Source organism: Burkholderia sp. Ax-1719 (assembly GCF_011753055.1).
In the GTDB taxonomy this organism is placed as follows: domain Bacteria; phylum Pseudomonadota; class Gammaproteobacteria; order Burkholderiales; family Burkholderiaceae; genus Paraburkholderia.
On the sequence record NZ_VWWJ01000013.1, the window covers coordinates 148422 to 165419 of the forward strand.

Genomic DNA, 16998 nt, shown 5'->3' on the forward strand with positions numbered 1-16998 from the left:
GCGCGGGTTAGCGCGCCGGCAACGGCAGGCAAACGGCGAGCCACGCGGGTGGCGTGGGCGCCAGCTTGAGCGCGACCGGCGCATAACGGCCGTCCAGTCGCGCTGCAAGGTGATACAGCTCGGCGGCGTTCTTCGGATCCCATGCGCCGGTGTAGCCGGGCAACCCGGCTTCGCGGCGTTTGGCGTCGAACGCCACGCTCGAATGCACGAATTCCTCGTGCGTCTTGTCGCCCGTCGCGTAGGGCGTCAGCCAGTCCAGCGCGCCCGCCAGCGTCGCGCCGTTGGCGGCGCGCTCCGGCAACCAGTTGCGGTTGTGGCGGCGCGCGGCGAGCGCGGCCGTCACGAGCGGCTGCAGATCGTAGGTGACGTAGTGCAGCGCGTCGCGCTCGGAGAAGTCGAGCGTCGAGCCATCGGGCGCAACGTTGTCGCCGATATGCTCGATGAACATGCGCTGCGCCGTCGCAATCATCTTGCGGTTGTCCAGCGTGAACGCGATCATCGAAATCAGCTTCACGCGATGGCTTTGCCAGTTGTTCGCGAACGTGCCCTTGAGCGGGCGCGGCTGCGAATCCACCTGCTGGATGTAGCCGTTGGCGAACTTGTTCAGGAACACCATCGTCGCGTTGCGCGTCTTCACGGGCAGCGCGCTGGCGGTCATGTCGTACGCGAGGATCAGCCCTTCGAAATGCGTTTCGTCGATGGGGTTGAAGCTCGGCTGGTAAGTCGTGACCCAGGCAAACAGAAAGCGGTCGACGAGTTTCAGATAGCGGTCGTCGCTGGTCGCGCGCCACGCGAGCGCCGCATTGCGCATCAGGTCGAGTTCCTTTTCGGCCTCCACGCTCTGGTCGTAAATGCCCTCGTGCGGCAACGTGCCTTCCGTATGCAGATTCGCAAGCGGATGCGGCGTGTCGTTCACGTGCGACTGCACTTCGGCCACCAGCGCTTTCACGCCCGGATCGGCATTGGTGCGCTCGCTCGTCTGCAAGGCGGGCGCCGCGCAGAAGTTCATTGCCGCTTGCGCCGACGGCGCCGCGCTCAGGGCCGCGAGGCCCAGGCTCACGAGGCCGGCCGCCAGATGTGCGCGCGACGTATGTGACATACGCGCCCGGACAATCTGCGTAAGCGATTGAGCATGCCCGGCCAAGGCCGTTTCCACCTTCCGCGCCATGCGCGACTCCCTGATTCAAGGCTGACAGGTGTGTGATGTTAACGGTTTGGCGGACGTTTGCGGCGGCAAATGTACGTTGCGCAAAAGCCGTCGCGGCTTCTGCTGGGTCAGCAGCAGAAGCGCGCGACGGCTCGAACACCCCGCACAGGGGCCGCATGAGGGTTTGCGCCGGGTTTCGCGGGTTATTCGCCCGCGGTTTCGTCGGCGTATTCGCCGACCGGCACGCACGAGCAGAACAGGTTGCGGTCGCCGTAAGCGTTATCGGCGCGGCCAACCGGCGGCCAGTACTTGCGCGCGGCGAGCGACGCGACCGGATAGGCCGCCTGCTCGCGCGAGTAAGCATGCTTCCACTCGTTGGCGACCACCACGGCCGCCGTGTGCGGCGCGTGACGCAGCGGGTTGTCCTCCTTGTCCGCGCGGCCTTCCTCGACGGCGCGGATTTCTTCACGGATTGCAACCATCGCGTCGATGAAGCGGTCGAGTTCTTCCTTCGATTCCGATTCGGTCGGCTCGACCATCAGCGTGCCCGGCACCGGGAAGCTCATGGTCGGCGCGTGGAAGCCGTAGTCCATCAGGCGCTTGGCGACGTCGTCAACGGTGATGCCGCTTGCATCCTTGATCGGGCGCAGATCGAGAATGCACTCGTGCGCGACCAGACCGCCGGGGCCGCTGTACAGCACCGGATAGTGCGGCGCGAGCTTGTTGGCGACGTAGTTGGCGTTGAGGATCGCGGTTTCGGTGGCGGCGGTGAGGTTTTCCGCGCCCATCATGGCGATGTACATCCACGAGATCGGCAGGATCGAGGCCGAGCCGTAAGGCGCCGCGCTCACTGCGCCGATGCCGTGACCCTTGTCGGTCGAGCGCTTGTAGCCGCTCGACAGCTGGTTCGGCAGGAATTGCGCCAGATGCGCACCCACCGCGACCGGACCGACGCCCGGGCCGCCACCGCCGTGCGGAATGCAGAAAGTCTTGTGCAGGTTCAGGTGCGAAACGTCGCCGCCGAACTGGCCGGGCGCTGCGAGACCCACCATCGCGTTCATGTTCGCGCCGTCGACGTACACCTGACCGCCGTGTGCGTGGACGATTTCGCAGACTTCGCGCACGTTCTGTTCGAACACGCCGTGCGTCGACGGATACGTGATCATGATCGCCGCCAGCTTCGCGGCGTGCTGATCGGCCTTGGCCTTGAGGTCGGCGAGATCGACGTTGCCTTGTGCGTCGCAGGCGACCACCACGACCTGCATGCCGGCCATCTGCGCCGACGCCGGGTTGGTGCCGTGCGCCGAAGCGGGAATCAGGCAGACGTTGCGATCGGCTTCGCCGCGCGAGGCATGGTACGCCTGAATGATGAGCAGGCCGGCGTATTCGCCCTGCGAACCGGCGTTCGGTTGCAGCGAAACGGCGGCGTAGCCCGTGGCGGCCACCAGCATCTGTTCGAGCTGGTCGACCATTTCGCGATAGCCGACGGTCTGCTCAGCCGGTGCGAACGGGTGGATCTGGCCGAATTCGGGCCACGTGACCGGCAGCATTTCGGACGTCGCGTTGAGCTTCATCGTGCACGAGCCGAGCGGAATCATCGAGCGGTCGAGCGCGAGATCCTTGTCCGACAGGCTGCGCAGATAGCGCAACATTTCGGTTTCGGAATGGTGACGGTTGAAGACCGGATGCGTGAGGTAGGCGCTTTCGCGTGCGAGCGCTGCCGGATACGTGGCGGCGGCTGCAGCGGCGAGTTCCGCGTCGAGCGCATCGACCGACGGCGTTTCGCCCGCAAACGCGGCTTGCGCGAACACGGCGAGCAGGTCGGCCAGATCGCCACGCGTGGTGGTTTCGTCAACGGAGACGCCCACCTGCGTTTCGCTCACGCGGCGCAGGTTCATGCCGCGAGCGAGCGCGGCGTCGTGCAGCGCCTGGGTGCGCGCGCCGGCTTCGAACGTGAGCGTGTCGAAGAACGATTCGTTGACGAGCGTGTAGCCAAGCTTTTGCGCGCCGGCTGCGAGGATCGACGCGACGCGGTTCACGCGCAGCGCAATGCGCTTGAGGCCTTGCGGGCCGTGATAGACCGCGTACATGCTGGCCATGATGGCGAGCAGCGCTTGTGCGGTGCAGACGTTCGAGGTGGCCTTCTCGCGGCGGATATGCTGCTCGCGCGTTTGCAGCGCGAGGCGCAGCGCCGGGTTGCCGTTCGCATCGACGGTCACGCCCACGAGGCGGCCCGGCATCTGGCGCTTGAATTCGTCCTTCACCGCGAGGTAAGCGGCGTGCGGGCCGCCAAAGCCCATCGGCACGCCAAATCGCTGCGAGTTGCCCACGGCCACGTCCGCGCCCCATTCGCCCGGAGGCGTGAGCAGGGTGAGCGCGAGCAGGTCGGCGGCGGCGATCACCGCGCCGCCAGCGGCATGGACGGCCTGAGCGAGTTCGCGGTAATCGCGCACGTCGCCGTTGGCGCCCGGATATTGCAGCAGCACGCCGAACGCGCCTGCTTGAGCGGCCTCAGCGGCCGGCCCGACCTTCACTTCGATGCCGATCGGCGTGGCGCGCGTCTTCACGACTTCGATGGTCTGCGGCAGCACGTCGTCGGCGACGAAGAACACGTTCGACTTCGACTTGCCCACGCGCTGCACCAGCGTCATGGCTTCGGCGGCGGCGGTGGCTTCGTCGAGCAGCGAGGCATTCGAGATCGCCAGGCCCGTGAGGTCGACGATCATCTGCTGATAGTTGAGCAGGGCTTCGAGGCGGCCCTGCGAGATTTCCGGCTGGTACGGCGTGTAGGCCGTGTACCACGCCGGATTTTCGAGCACGTTGCGCAGGATGACGGCCGGCGTATGCGTGTCGTAGTAGCCCTGCCCGATGTACGAGCGGAACACCTGGTTCTTGTCTGCGAGCGCGCGCAAGGCGGTGATCGCTTCGGCTTCCGAGCGCGGCTGCGCGAAGGGGCCGAGCGGCAGCGCTTCCTTGCGGCGGATCTGCGCCGGAATCACCGCATCCATCAGCGCGGCGCGCGAGGCAAAGCCCAGCGCATCGAGCATCGCCTGCTGGTCGGCCGAGTCGGGGCCGATGTGACGGGCGGCGAAGGCGTCGTGGGCTTCGAGCGCCGCGAGCGAAATGGCCGAAGGCGAGGTGTTCATCAGACGATCCGGGTGTTCGAGCTTCATGAAGTTTCCTGCCGGCGCGCGGCGTCTGGCTGCCAGGAGCCTGACGCCGCCGCGCCGTGACGGTTGGGGTTAAGCGCCGATTGCCTTTTCGTAGGCGGCGGCGTCGATCAGCCCGTCGAGCTTTGCGTCGGCGGCGGGCTTGATCTTGAAGAGCCACGATTCATACGGCTCGCTGTTGACTTCGTCCGGGGCGTCGACGAGGTCGGCGTTCGACGCGACGATCTCGCCCGAAACCGGCGCGTAGATGTCCGATGCGGCCTTGACCGATTCGATCACGGCGATCGCGTCGCCGGCGTTGACCTTGCGGCCCGCTTCCGGCAGTTCCAGGAAGACGATGTCGCCCAGCGCCTGTTGCGCGTGGTCGGTGATGCCGACGGTCAGGGTGCCGTCGGCTTCGGTGCGGACCCACTCGTGCGATTCGGTGTATTTCAGATCGGCCGGGATGCTCATGGTTGCTCCAGTGCGTGGTTGCTTATAGGGCTAGAAAAGAGGGAGGCGTGCGCGGCGCGACGGCGCTGGACGCCTGCAAAATCAGGCGACCAGCACCTTGCCATTGCGCACGAACGGCAGTTTTACCACGCTTGCGGGAAGGGCCTTGTCACGGATTTGCACCTGCACCAGATCGCCCGGTTGCACGCCCACGGGCACGCGCGCGAAGGCGATGGATTCCTGCATCGTCGGCGAGAACGTGCCGCTGGTGATCTCGCCTTCGCCGTGCGGAGTCAGCACTTTCTGATGGGCGCGCAGCACGCCGCCGGCCTTGCCGTTTTCCTTCTGCAGGATCAAGCCGACAAAGGTCGAGCGCGCACCGTTGGCTTCGAGCACGGCGCGGCCAGTGAAGTCGCGCGGCTCTTTCATGTCGACGGTCCAGGCGAGGCCCGCGTCGAGCGGCGAGACGGCTTCGTCCATGTCCTGGCCGTACAGATTCATGCCCGCTTCGAGGCGCAGCGTATCGCGCGCGCCCAGACCGCAGGGCGTCACACCCTGGCGCTTGAGCGCATCCCAGAGTTCGCAGACGGCGGCGGCCGGCACGACGATCTCAAAACCGTCTTCGCCGGTGTAGCCGGTGCGCGCGATCATCAGCTCGCCAAACGGCGTGGCTTCGATCTTCGCGGCGTTGAAGGGCTTGAGGATTTCCGTGGCGCTGCGCGACGAGGGCGCGACGGCCCAGACTTTTTCGCGCGCGTTCGGGCCTTGCACGGCGACGATCGCCAGATCGCGGCGCGGCGTGATGGTGAGGCCGAAGCCGCCTTCGGCGTTGAGCTTCTCGAACCAGGCGATGTCTTTTTCGGCCGTGCCCGCGTTGACGACGGTGCGGAAGGTGTCGTCGGCGAAGTAATAGACGATCAGATCGTCGATCACGCCGCCTTCCGGGTTGAGCATGCAGCTGTAGAGCGCCTTGCCCGGCGTGGTCAGCTTGGCGACGTTGTTGGCGAGCGCGCGGGAGAAGAACTCGCGCGCCTTCGCGCCCGAAAAGTCGACCACGCACATGTGCGAGACGTCGAACATGCCGGCGTCGGTGCGCACGGCGCGATGCTCGTCGATCTGCGAGCCGTAGTTGACGGGCATGTCCCAGCCGCCGAAATCGACCATGCGGGCATTGAGCGCGCGGTGCGTGTCGTTCAGCGGGGTGCGTTTGAGTTCGGTCATGGGGCCTCAGGCGTCACGAAAACGAAAAAGGCCATGCAGGAAACGCCGCCGGCACAATGCCCGTGGTCGTTTCCTGCATGGCCCCTCTGTCCTCGATACCTGAGAGATTGCGTCCGGTAAGACGCGCGCCCCTTCGGTGGGCAGCCTGAACGTCGGGCGTTACGATCCGCCGCTGTTCTACTGCCGCTCTCCAGAGTTACGGACTGATTGCTTTCTCGCCTGCGGCGATCCAGCGGTCCGGCGCGCACGGTCCTTTTGCCTGAGAGTTTGTGGGTTGCCCCTTCGGCGGCGCCGTTGATGTGTTAAGCATCGACGACACGCTCTCCCGACGCGCGCAGCGATTGTGCGGGACGCCTCGGGGCTATGTCAATTCGGAAAAATTAGGCGCCGGTCGAGGCGCGAGGCTTGCGCGCCGTGGCGTGAGGCCCGTGTGGCAAGGCTTGCGCGGCTGGCGGATGGCTCGCCCGGCTGGGCGAAATCGGTCTTGCGCGATCTTGCGATATGACCCGTTATGCGTTTGGCGGAAGCAAAAAAAACGGGCCGCGCAAGGCGACCCGTTCTTCACTCGACGAAAAAAAGCTTACTCGCCGATGGCGCGTGCAGCCGTATCGAGTTCCTGATTCAGCACGTGCTGCTCGTCGCCGGAAATGCCGCCGCCATGCTGGGCAGCCATGTCGTGCGCTTCGCCGCGGATCGTGTCGAGGCGGTGATGCAGCGCGCCGCCTTGGGGCGGCGGGTAGTAGCCCTGATTCACGCGCGCGTCGATGCGGCGGCTCAGATTGTCGATGCGCGCATCGATCTGATGCAGGCGGTCCACGGCCACCTGGTGCGGATTCGGGCCGGCGGGCGGAGCGGGCTGGTTGACGACGCAGGCGGCGAGCGTCGAGACGAGCGCGCCAGCGGCGACAAGCTGCGCAATCCGGCGGACATCACGGTTAAAACGGGTCATTGCGGCGATCCTCTTTATGGTCGTTGTTGCTCTTTTTGACGTTGTATGTCGGCAAACGTCCCGCGCTCGCGAGGCGATGACCGCGCATCGCCTCGCAGATGTAACCGTTTGTATGCACCTTTCAGCCGCGTCGGGCGAATGCAAGGAACGTGTCGCGCTTTTAAAGGCGATCAGGCCGCGCGCGAGAAAGGAATCGTGCGGCCTTCTTCGGCGCTTTGCATCGCCAGTTCGACGATCGTCATCACGTCGATGGCGTCCTGCGGGCTGACCGGGAACGACTGGCCCTCGCGGATCGCCGCCGCCAGCGCGCGATAGAGATCGGCGTAATTGCCGGCGGCGTTGAGGACTTCGCGCTCGGCTTCCTGGCCGTTTTCGAGCACTGCGTGCAGGCGACCGGCCTCGTTGCCATCGCCGAAACCGGGCTGGCCGGGGCGCAGGCCCGCCTTCAACTGGTCTTCCTGCGTATCCAGACCGTTCTTCAGATAGCTGCCGCGCGTGCCGTGAATCGCAAAGCGCGGCGCGTAGGCGGCCAGTGCGCTCGCGTGCAGCACCGCGTCGAGACCCTCGTAGCGCAGCACGATATGCGCGTAATCGGGCGCGCTGGCATTGTCGCGGCGCGTGTGCACGAACGCCGTCACCGATTGCGGCGCGCCGAACAGCGCGAGCGTCTGGTCGATCAGATGCGGCCCGAGATCGTAGAGCAGGCCGCCGCCGCGCGTGGCGTCCTCGCGCCAGCGCTGGCGCACCAGCGGACGGAAGCGGTCGAAATGCGATTCGTAGTGCGTCACGCGTCCGAGCGCACCATCGGCGATCAGTTGCTTGACGGTGAGGAAGTCGCCATCCCAGCGGCGGTTGTGGAAGGGCGCGAACACCAGGCCGCGCTGCTTCGCGATGGCCGCGAGCGTGCGCGCCTCCTCGGCGGTGAGCGTGACCGGCTTGTCGACCAGTACGTGCTTGCCGCGCTCCAGCGTGCGGCGCGCGAGTTCGTAGTGCGTGTCGTTGGGCGTGGCGATCACGACGCATTCGATGGCGTCGAGCGCGAGCAGGGCGTCGATATCGGGGACGATCGCGGCGTCGGGGTAATCGGCCTGCGCGCGTTCGGCCTGGCTCGTGGCGATGGCGGCAAGCGTGGCTGCGCCGCTGTGGGCGATCACGGGTGCGTGGAAGGTCTGGCCGGCGAAGCCGTAGCCCATCAGGCCGATTTGCAGCGGTGCAGTCATGAAGCGCGTCCTCTTTCCAGCAGGTTATGCAGCATGTCCGGCGACGGCGCGGGTAGCGACGCCGCAGGGGAGGGAACTGGCTATTTTGGCACGCACGACGCCCCGCGTGGCAGGGCGCGAGGGACAGATGCGAGGTGAGCGCGGTGGGGAGTTGACCGTTAGCGGGGCGACATCGGCAAGACGGCGCAGCGTGTTAACATCGCACCTCTCGCGCGAGAGGCGCGTGCGCGCCATCTATGTTCTACAGGCAGCGCCTGACTCTCGCCCGCGCGGCTCGCCGCGCTTCGCCGTCCAGCGGCTCGGAGCGCGTGTCACGCAAGCTCGCGCCTCCCAGCCGTATCACCCGTTTTTCCACATCCAGGCAACGATGTCCGCAGGTCTGAATCCCGCCCAAAACGAAGCGGTGCGCTATCTCGACGGTCCCTGTCTCGTGCTCGCAGGCGCGGGCAGCGGCAAGACGCGCGTTATCACGCAGAAGATCGCCCACCTGATCGAAGCGAAAGGCTTCGAGCCGCGCCATATCGCGGCCGTCACCTTCACCAACAAGGCCGCCGCCGAAATGCGCGAGCGCGTGGGCAAGCTGCTCGAAGGCAAGACGCTTACAACGCCTGGCAAGGAAGGCCGCAAGGTGCCCGCGCACCAGCTCACGGTCTGTACGTTCCACTCGCTGGGCGTGCAGATCCTGCGTCAGGAAGCCGAGCATCTGGGACTCAAGCCCCAGTTCTCGATTATGGATTCGGACGACTGCTTCTCCATGATCCAGGAGCAGGTGGGATCGACGGACAAGGGCTTTATCCGCAAGATCCAGTCGATTATTTCGCTGTGGAAGAACGGCCTGGTGATGCCGGAAGAGGCGCTGGCCACGGCCTCGAACGAGGACGAGCACCAGGCCGCCATCGTCTACCGCAACTACATGGCGACGCTGCACGCCTACCAGGCGGTGGATTTCGACGATCTGATCCGCCTGCCCGCCGAGCTGTTCGCGAAGAACGAACAGGTGCGCGAGCGCTGGCAGAACAAGCTGCGCTACCTGCTGGTGGACGAATACCAGGACACCAACACCTGCCAGTACGAGCTGCTCAAGCTGCTGGCGGGCCCGCGCGCGGCGTTCACGGCGGTGGGCGACGACGACCAGGCGATCTACGGCTGGCGCGGCGCGACCATCGAGAACCTGGCGCAGCTCGGCAAGGACTACCCGAAGCTGCACGTCATCAAGCTGGAGCAGAACTACCGCTCGACAGTGCGCATTCTGACGGCGGCGAACAATGTGATCGCCAATAACCCGAAGCTGTTCGAGAAGAAGCTCTGGTCCGAGCACGGCATGGGCGACACCATCACCGTCACGCCCTGCAACGACGAAGAGCACGAAGCCGAATCGGTGGTGTTTCGCCTGTCGGCGCACAAGTTCGAGCGCCGCGCGCAGTTTCGCGACTACGCAATTCTGTATCGCGGCAACTTCCAGGCGCGCATCTTCGAACAGGTGCTGCGCCGCGAGCGCATTCCCTATGTGCTGTCGGGCGGCCAGTCGTTCTTCGATAAAGCCGAAATTAAGGATATCTGTGCGTATCTGCGCCTGATCGCCAACCACGACGACGATCCCGCGTTCATCCGCGCGATCACCACGCCGCGCCGTGGCGTGGGTAACACGACGCTCGAAGCGCTGGGTTCGTTCGCGGGCCAGGCCAAGGTGTCGCTGTTCGAGGCGGTGTATATGGGCGGCATCGAGGCGCGGCTCTCGGCGCGCCAGGTCGAGCCGATGCGCGTGTTCTGCGACTTCATGCAGCGTCTGGCCGAGCGCGCGCTCAAGGAACCGGCGACGGTGGTGCTCGACGACCTGATGGACGCGATCCACTACGAGGCATATCTGTACGACGCCTTCGACGAGCGCCAGGCGCAGTCGAAATGGCAGAACGTGCTGGAATTCCTGGAGTGGCTCAAGCGCAAGGGCACCAAGCCGGAACAGGAAATCGGCGAAGACAGCGAGGCCACGGGTTACGACAACACCGACGGTCTCGCCGATACCGGCAAGAACCTGATGGGCTTGATCCAGACGGTCGCGCTGATGTCGATGCTCGAAGGCAAGGAAGAGGATCCGGATGCGGTGCGGCTTTCAACGGTGCACGCGTCGAAGGGGCTGGAGTATCCGCACGTGTTCCTGGTGGGCGTCGAGGAAGGCATCATGCCGCACCGCGGCGGCTCGGAAGACGATGTCATCGACGACTCGCGCATCGAGGAAGAGCGCCGCCTGATGTACGTGGCGATCACGCGCGCGCAACGCAGCCTGCATCTGAACTGGTGCAAGAAGCGCAAGCGGGCGCGCGAGACGGTGGTGTGCGAGGCGTCGCGCTTCATTCCTGAGATGGAGTTGGACGAAGCGCCGCCGCCCACGCCTGAAGAAGCGCCGATGTCGCCGAAAGATCGGCTCGCGAGCTTGAAGGCGCTGTTGCAGAAGGGTTGAGGGTTACGCTCGACTGCGTGCGCTTGCTATGTTCGCGTATGAAATGAGAAGGGCCGCATCGGTTGATCGATGCGGCCCTTTGTTTTGGCAGGACGGCTGGCGGGCTACTTCGCTGCGCTCACCATGTAGTCGACGGCGGCTTTGACGTCGGCGTCGGAGGCATTGGAGCCGCCCTTCGCGGGCATCTGGCCCTTGCCGTGGAGCGCGTAGTTGTAGATCGTGTCCATCGGATCCTTCAGGCGCGGCGCCCAGTCGGCCTTGTTGCCGAACTTCGGCGCGCCCAGCACACCCGCCGCGTGGCACGCCTGGCAGACCTGCGTGTAGAGCGCCTTGCCGGCCTGCGAGGCGTCCGCGCTTTGATCGGCGCCGCCAGCCGGAGCCGAGCCGGCTTGCGGGATCGCGGCGATGGCTGCTGCTGCGGCGGTTGCCTGGGCTGCGTTGGCATCGGCACCCGAAGCGCCTGAGGCGGGTGCTGCGGCCGCCGCACCTGAGGCGGCATTGGCCGCGCCCGGCGCAGGCTTGGGCGGATCCTGGAAGTTCGCGCCGCCGTGGTTCGCCATATAGGCGACGGCGAGGCCGATTTCGTAGTCGGAGTAATCGTCGGGACTCGTGCCACCGCGCGCGGGCATCGCGCCCTTGCCGGACAGGGCCGTGTGCCAGAGCGTGTCGTAGCCCTGGGCGATGCGCGGCGCCCAGTCGCCCGCATTGCCGAACTTCGGCGCGCCAGCCGCGCCGCTCGCGTGACACGCCGAGCAGACCGCCTGGTAGACCTGCTCGCCGGTCTTGTAGACGCGCGGCGCGTTGGCGTCGCGAATCGACACCTGCGCGATTGGCGCGATGCGTTCGGTGATCTGCTGGGTGGAAAGCTCGTCCGTGCCCGCACCGGTCCGCGTCGTGTTGTCGACGTAGTAGGCGAGCAGAATGATGATGACGATGGGGACGGCAAACCCGGCAACGACAGCGGCGATCAGCTGGCCGGGGGTTTTGATCGGGGCTCCGTGGGGTGCTTCGCTCATGCTTGTCTCGTCTCCCGTTGGTTTTTTGGTGAGCGGTACAGCAGGACGGCATTAGCCTTGCGATTGAGCAAACAGGGACGATTATAGACGCAAGGTTTCGCGGCCGGTTGTGGTGAGGGTGGGGTGTTCAGCGGGCGTTTACCCGGAGCCAGCGGGTTATATGCGCAGTCCGGCCCCGTTTGTGCGGCGCGTTTCCCGCCAGGCCCCGTGCGGTGGACGGTTTAACTGAAACCGGGTATTCTCTCGGTCTCTTCGACGCTGCTGTCCGCCCGTATTCTTCGGTTTGGTCGCAGCGCTCAAATGGCAACGCGCCCGTAGCTCAATGGATAGAGTACTGCCCTCCGAAGGCAGGGGTTGCTGGTTCGATCCCAGCCGGGCGCGCCAAGATCTGCATCAACTTTTCCCCAGTGATTTTCGACGCGGACTCAAAAGTCCACGCGCGCTCATGCGGCTCCAGCATTGCTGCGTCAATCTTTAGACTGAGCATGGCCCCCTGCCGGGATAGAAGACAGAAAGCGCTTCTTTCCGCCGTCTAAGTATCCGCAAGCTCAAGCCCCCGTACTCCGCCAAACGTCCGCCCGACGTGCAGTTGCGCCCGGGCAGCATGGCCGCAAGCAGCAAATTGGAGGGTGTTTTCGCGCCATCTCTGCGATTCGATCCAAAGCGCCTGCCTGCATAATCCTCCCACGGAATTCTTGCGCCATCTGGGCCTACGGCCACCTTGCCGCAGCCTTAACGGCGCCAGACACGTTACGCGTGTCTCGTCCTTTCCCCGGGTTTCTAACGTGACACGCAAACTTTTCATATACGGTGCTGGCGGCTTCGGCAAGGAAGTCATGGACGTCGCCCGGCGACAGAACACCGCCACGAAGGCTTGGACGGACATCTGCTTCGTCGATGATATTTGCGCGGAGCGCGTGCGTCACGGCGCGAGTGTGCTGCGCTTTGACGAGGTCGCTGAACAACTGGATCAGTGTGACTTCGTGATCGCGGTTGGCGAACCTGCCGGGCGCGAAAAGCTGGCCGCCAAACTGCGCGAGCATGGTGCCCGTCTTGGGCGTGTCATTGACACCAGCTCGATTGTCGCCGACAGCGCGCAAATCGGTGAGGGCGTGATCGTCACGCCGTTTTGCTCGATTTCCAGCGATGCCGTGCTCGGTGACCATACCTGTGTGAACACGATGGCGATCGTCGGCCACGATGTGCAGGTCGGCGAATACACCGTGATCTCGTCGATGGTAAATCTGGGTGGCGCGAGCGTGATCGGCAGTGGCAGTTACATCGGTATGGGCGCGCTCATCAAGGAAGGCGTGCGCATCGGCTCGAATACGATTATTGGCATGGGCTCGGTCGTGTACGGCGACATTCCAGACGACGTGATCGCGCTCGGTAATCCCGCGCGCGTGGCACGTCCCAACACCGACCGCAAGGTCTTCAAGTGAAATTGGTAACCAACATGACTAACAAGGCAACGTACGACAAGGTGTTTATGGACTGCTTCGCGGTCCCGCAGGACGCACTGAACGATCAATTCGTCTATCAGTGCGTGCCAGCGTGGGATTCGGTCGGCCACATGGGCATGATTGCGGCGCTCGAAGACGCTTTCGGCATCATGATGGAGACCGAGGACATCATTGAATTCGGCTCATACACCATCGGCATCGACAAACTCAAGAAGTACGGCGTCGAAGTATGAGAGTGAGCCTCATCAGCCGCGAGCATCTGCAGCGCCCCGCCTTCATCGAAGAGGACGGGCGCGCGCTGAGCTATGCCGGGCTGCACGAGGCCATCGAAGATTGGGCGGCAGATCTGGCCGCCGGCGAGTTGGTGTTTGTCGTGGGCGATAACGACCTGCCGACGATGCTCTGCTATCTCGGCGCGCAGTGCGGCGGAGCGGTTGCGCTCCTGCTCGCTCGCAATATTCACGAAGCGCAGCTCGCGCGGCTGATGGGCGTCTATCGGCCGTCGCTCGTTTTCATGCCGGTGAGCGCGACCTTGCCGGACGGCGCCGCGCTTGTGCGCGAGGAAGGCGATTATGGGCTCTATCGCTTGCCGGGCACGGTTGCACCCAGCCCTGAACTCCATGCCGATCTCGCATTGCTGCTTGCGACCTCCGGCTCGACGGGCTCGCCCAGGCTCGTGCGACTGACGATGGCCAATCTCGCGGCGAACGCGGACTCGATCGCGCAGTACCTCGGTATTACCTGCGATGAACGCGCGATCACTTCGTTGCCGATGAACTATTCATACGGCCTCTCCGTCATCAACAGTCACCTGCGTGTGGGTGCGTCCATCGTGCTGTCGAGACGCTCGCTGATGGACGGCGCGTTCTGGCGTCAGGTCAACGAGCAGCGCGTGACGAGCTTCGCGGGCGTGCCGTTCAGCTATGACATCCTGCTTAAACTGCGGCTCGCGCGCATCGAGATGCCGTCCGTGCGCATGCTTACGCAGGCGGGCGGGCGCCTCGACGCGGCGAAGCTCGCTCAGGTTGCCGAAATCTGCCGCGCCAGGAATATCCGTTTCTTTCCGATGTACGGGCAGACCGAGGCGACTGCGCGCATCGCGTATCTCGCGCCCGAGGACATTGAACGCAAGCCAGGAAGTATCGGCCGCGCGATCCCCGGCGGCCGCCTGTGGCTGGAAAACGATGAAGGTCGCGTGCTCGACGCAAGAGGAGAGGTCGGCGAGCTGATCTACGCGGGCCCGAATGTCTCGATGGGCTACGCCGGTTGCGCCGATGACCTCGCGCTCGGCGATGTCAATCATGGAGTGCTGCGCACGGGCGACCTCGCGCGCGCCGACGAAGACAACTGCTTCTACATCGAAGGCCGACGTCGGCGCTTTCTGAAAATTTTCGGCGTGCGCGTCTCGCTCGACGCAGTGGAGCGGATCGTCGCTGACATGGGCGTGGTGTGTGCGGCGCACGGTGCGGACGACAAGCTCGTGATTCATGCCGAGCAGGCTCCGCAATGGAGCGCGCCGACCTTGCGCGCCGATCTCGCGCAGCGCATCGGCGTGCATCCGTCGGCGATTGCCGTGAACACGTTGACCGAACTACCGCGCCTGCCAACAGGAAAGGTGGACTACCCATGTCTGAGCCAGTTGTCCTGAACGACGTCCTGCAGTGGCCAGTGTATGGCGTGGCGAAGTCGGAAAAGGATGAAAGCCTGCTGCGCGAACTGCACCGCCTGACCGGTCTGCACTACGAAGGATGTGCGGGGTATCGCGCGATCCTCGACAAGTTCGGTCACGCGCGTGCCGCAACATCGCTTGCTGCGCTGCCGTTCCTGCCGGTGCGGCTCTTCAAGCATGAAACGCTGCTGAGCGTGCCGCAAACCGAGGTCGTCAAGACCATGACCTCGTCGGGCACAAGCGGCCAAAGCGTCTCTCAGATTTTTCTCGACAGGCAGACCGCCGCGCTGCAGGTGAAAGTGCTGGCGCGCATCGTTGGCGACCTGATTGGCCCGAAACGCCTGCCGATGCTCGTGATCGACTGCCGTGCGACGGTAGCAAACCGTTATCGTTTTTCCGCGCGCACGGCGGGCATCCAGGGTTTTTCGATGTTCGGCCGCGATGTCGAATTTGCGCTCGACGACGACATGTCGCTCAACATCGAACGCGTGCGCGCCTTCCTCGCGAAATACCCCGACCAGCCGATCCTGATGTTCGGTTTCACCTTCGTGGTGTGGTTGCATCTCGTGCTGGCGCTCGAAGCCAGTGGCGAAACCCTACCGCTCCAGCAGGGCATCCTGATCCACGGTGGTGGCTGGAAGCAGTTGCAGTCGCAGGCGGTCAGTGCCGAGGCGTTTCGCCAGCGCATCGGCGCAGTCGCCGGACTCACGCGTGTGCACAACTACTATGGCATGGTCGAGCAGACCGGCTCGATATTCGTCGAATGCGAGCATGGTCATCAACATGCTTCATCGTGGTCGGACGTGATCGTGCGCGATCCCGTCGATTTTGGCGTGCTGCCGGCCGGCCAACGCGGGCTGATCCAGTTGCTTTCCGTTATTCCGCACAGCTATCCGGGCCATTCGCTGCTGAGCGAGGACGAGGGCGAGATCGTAGGCGTAGACGACTGCCCGTGCGGACGTAAAGGCACGTATTTCAAGGTGCATGGCCGCATCCAGAACGCCGAAACGAGGGGCTGCAGTGATACGTATTCCCGCTGATATTCGCGCGAAGCTCGACATCGTTGTCGGCGATCCGCAGCAGGTGTCCTGCGCGCCCGCGCCGGTGTTCGATCCGCTGCGGCTCGACTTTCTCGCAGACCTTTCGCGCGTGCTGCTCGCGCATCCGCAGGCGCGCGCGCTGCCAGACGTCGTCACATTTGCCTACTGGTGCCGCCGCGCGAATCTCGCGCAACTCGCAAACAAGTATGCCGCGGGCGAATTGCCGAATACGGTGCGGCTCGGTCTCGGTCTCTCGTTTCACATCTGTCCGTCGAACGTGCCGGTGAACTTCGCGTTCTCACTCGCGTTCGGGCTGCTATCGGGCAACACCTGCGTACTGCGGCTGTCGTCGAAGCCCGCGGAAACGACCGGGCGAATCGTAGGCGCGCTCACGCAATTGCTCGGTGAACAAAAGTATCGGGAGCTGGCTCAAGGGCTGCTCGTTACGCGTTTCGAGCACGACGACGATGTGAACCGCTTCTGGCTCGCCGCTGCTGATGCTCGCGTGGTGTGGGGTGGCGACGCCACCGTCGAGCATATGCGTAGCCTGCCTTGCCGGGCGCGCTCGCGGGAAGTGGCCTTCCCCGATCGCTACTCGTTTTGCGCAATGGATCCGCGCGCGGTGCTCGCGTTAGATCATGCGGATATGCTTGCGCTGTGCGGGCGTCTCTACAACGACCTGTATCTGATGGACCAGGCGGCGTGCTCGTCGCCACAGCTCGTCGCGTGGATCGGTGCCGCGCAAGATGTCGCTACTGCACAGGCGCGCCTGTGGCCGATGTTCGCGCAATACGCGCGCTCTCGCTACGCGGCGAGCGCGGTGCAGATGATGGACAAGTACGTCGATGCATGCCGCCATGCGATGGGTAACGAGCGGGCGCTTGCAGTCGAGCAGCACGGCAACGTGCTTTACCGGATCGGACTTTCGGAACTCGTGCAAGAGCAGGACAGCTATCGCGGCTATTTCGGCACGATCCACGAGGTGACGCTCGCGTCGCTCGATGAGCTTGCGCCGGTCATCAACGAGCGCTACCAGACCCTGACTTACTTTGGCCTTGAGCCCACTGCGCTGCGAGACTTCATCATCGCGCGGCGTCTGCGCGGTGTTGACCGTGTAGTTCCGGTGGGTCGGGCACTAGACATGAATATCGTGTGGGACGGCTACGACATCGTCGCCAGTCTCTCGCGCGTGGTCGACATTCAATGACCCGCG

General features: G+C 64.6%; 13 protein-coding genes, 1 tRNA gene and 2 riboswitches. Of the genes, 7 read left to right on the top strand and 7 right to left on the bottom strand.

Features of this window, described 5'->3' with window-relative positions:
• Positions 1-7: 7 nt before the first annotated feature.
• The 6 genes from F3J17_RS22205 to F3J17_RS22230 form a co-directional block, all read right to left on the bottom strand.
• Complete coding sequence (locus F3J17_RS22205) at positions 8-1168, bottom strand: alginate lyase family protein (protein WP_205194904.1); 1161 nt, start codon at positions 1166-1168, stop codon at positions 8-10.
• A 182-nt stretch (positions 1169-1350) separates the two neighbouring features.
• Positions 1351-4320 (bottom strand): aminomethyl-transferring glycine dehydrogenase, encoded by a 2970-nt coding sequence (gene gcvP / locus F3J17_RS22210; protein WP_167063774.1) that lies wholly within the window; start codon positions 4318-4320, stop codon positions 1351-1353.
• A 69-nt stretch (positions 4321-4389) separates the two neighbouring features.
• Entirely contained in the window at positions 4390-4770 is a 381-nt protein-coding gene (gcvH, locus tag F3J17_RS22215; RefSeq protein WP_167063777.1) for a glycine cleavage system protein GcvH, read from the bottom strand.
• 81 nt (positions 4771-4851) lie between these two features.
• Complete coding sequence (gcvT, locus tag F3J17_RS22220; RefSeq protein ID WP_167063780.1) at positions 4852-5970, bottom strand: glycine cleavage system aminomethyltransferase GcvT; 1119 nt, start codon at positions 5968-5970, stop codon at positions 4852-4854.
• 76 nt (positions 5971-6046) lie between these two features.
• Positions 6047-6174, bottom strand: a riboswitch (glycine riboswitch).
• 34 nt (positions 6175-6208) lie between these two features.
• Positions 6209-6308, bottom strand: a riboswitch (glycine riboswitch).
• Between the two features lie 242 nt (positions 6309-6550).
• Complete coding sequence (locus F3J17_RS22225; protein WP_167063783.1) at positions 6551-6919, bottom strand: hypothetical protein; 369 nt, start codon at positions 6917-6919, stop codon at positions 6551-6553.
• A gap of 170 nt (positions 6920-7089) precedes the next feature.
• Entirely contained in the window at positions 7090-8139 is a 1050-nt protein-coding gene (locus F3J17_RS22230) for an oxidoreductase (RefSeq protein ID WP_167063786.1), read from the bottom strand.
• A 367-nt stretch (positions 8140-8506) separates the two neighbouring features.
• On the opposite strand from F3J17_RS22230, the gene F3J17_RS22235 reads away from it, so the two are divergent.
• Positions 8507-10597: a UvrD-helicase domain-containing protein gene (locus F3J17_RS22235; RefSeq protein ID WP_167063789.1), complete on the top strand. Its 2091-nt coding sequence runs from the start codon at positions 8507-8509 to the stop codon at positions 10595-10597.
• A gap of 104 nt (positions 10598-10701) precedes the next feature.
• On the opposite strand, the gene F3J17_RS22240 is transcribed toward F3J17_RS22235, so the two are convergent.
• Positions 10702-11613, bottom strand: coding sequence for a c-type cytochrome (locus tag F3J17_RS22240; protein ID WP_167063792.1), 912 nt, complete (start codon positions 11611-11613; stop codon positions 10702-10704).
• 308 nt (positions 11614-11921) lie between these two features.
• On the opposite strand from F3J17_RS22240, the gene F3J17_RS22245 reads away from it, so the two are divergent.
• The 6 genes from F3J17_RS22245 (at position 11922) to F3J17_RS22270 (ending at position 16992) form a co-directional block, all read left to right on the top strand.
• Positions 11922-11997 (top strand) — tRNA-Arg (locus F3J17_RS22245).
• Positions 11998-12242: 245 nt separating this feature from the next.
• Complete coding sequence (locus F3J17_RS22250) at positions 12243-13055, top strand: acetyltransferase (RefSeq protein ID WP_345891230.1); 813 nt, start codon at positions 12243-12245, stop codon at positions 13053-13055.
• 14 nt (positions 13056-13069) lie between these two features.
• Positions 13070-13309 (top strand): acyl carrier protein, encoded by a 240-nt coding sequence (locus F3J17_RS22255; RefSeq protein ID WP_167063794.1) that lies wholly within the window; start codon positions 13070-13072, stop codon positions 13307-13309.
• Positions 13306-14724 (top strand): AMP-binding protein, encoded by a 1419-nt coding sequence (locus tag F3J17_RS22260; protein WP_167063797.1) that lies wholly within the window; start codon positions 13306-13308, stop codon positions 14722-14724. Before F3J17_RS22255 ends, F3J17_RS22260 begins: the two co-directional genes overlap by 4 nt.
• The gene (locus tag F3J17_RS22265) at positions 14703-15785 is read left to right on the top strand and encodes an acyl-protein synthetase (protein ID WP_167063800.1); all 1083 of its coding nucleotides are present in this window, start codon (positions 14703-14705) and stop codon (positions 15783-15785) included. The genes F3J17_RS22260 and F3J17_RS22265 overlap by 22 nt, the downstream gene beginning before the upstream one ends.
• A complete protein-coding gene (locus F3J17_RS22270) occupies positions 15766-16992 on the top strand; it encodes an acyl-CoA reductase (protein WP_167063803.1) in 1227 nt (408 codons plus the stop codon). Before F3J17_RS22265 ends, F3J17_RS22270 begins: the two co-directional genes overlap by 20 nt.
• Positions 16993-16998: the final 6 nt, after the last annotated feature.

What these genes read in the sequence shown, in the direction of transcription:
- gcvH (WP_167063777.1), bottom strand. Translation starts at nt 4,770, where the DNA reads ATGAGCATCCCGGCCGATCTGAAATACACCGAATCGCACGAGTGGGTC.
- F3J17_RS22225 (WP_167063783.1), bottom strand. Translation starts at nt 6,919, where the DNA reads ATGACCCGTTTTAACCGTGATGTCCGCCGGATTGCGCAGCTTGTCGCC.
- F3J17_RS22230 (WP_167063786.1), bottom strand. Translation starts at nt 8,139, where the DNA reads ATGACTGCACCGCTGCAAATCGGCCTGATGGGCTACGGCTTCGCCGGC.
- F3J17_RS22205 (WP_205194904.1), bottom strand. Translation starts at nt 1,168, where the DNA reads ATGGCGCGGAAGGTGGAAACGGCCTTGGCCGGGCATGCTCAATCGCTT.
- gcvT (WP_167063780.1), bottom strand. Translation starts at nt 5,970, where the DNA reads ATGACCGAACTCAAACGCACCCCGCTGAACGACACGCACCGCGCGCTC.
- gcvP (WP_167063774.1), bottom strand. Translation starts at nt 4,320, where the DNA reads ATGAAGCTCGAACACCCGGATCGTCTGATGAACACCTCGCCTTCGGCC.
- F3J17_RS22240 (WP_167063792.1), bottom strand. Translation starts at nt 11,613, where the DNA reads ATGAGCGAAGCACCCCACGGAGCCCCGATCAAAACCCCCGGCCAGCTG.
- F3J17_RS22255 (WP_167063794.1), top strand. Translation starts at nt 13,070, where the DNA reads ATGACTAACAAGGCAACGTACGACAAGGTGTTTATGGACTGCTTCGCG.
- F3J17_RS22235 (WP_167063789.1), top strand. Translation starts at nt 8,507, where the DNA reads ATGTCCGCAGGTCTGAATCCCGCCCAAAACGAAGCGGTGCGCTATCTC.
- F3J17_RS22260 (WP_167063797.1), top strand. Translation starts at nt 13,306, where the DNA reads ATGAGAGTGAGCCTCATCAGCCGCGAGCATCTGCAGCGCCCCGCCTTC.
- F3J17_RS22265 (WP_167063800.1), top strand. Translation starts at nt 14,703, where the DNA reads ATGTCTGAGCCAGTTGTCCTGAACGACGTCCTGCAGTGGCCAGTGTAT.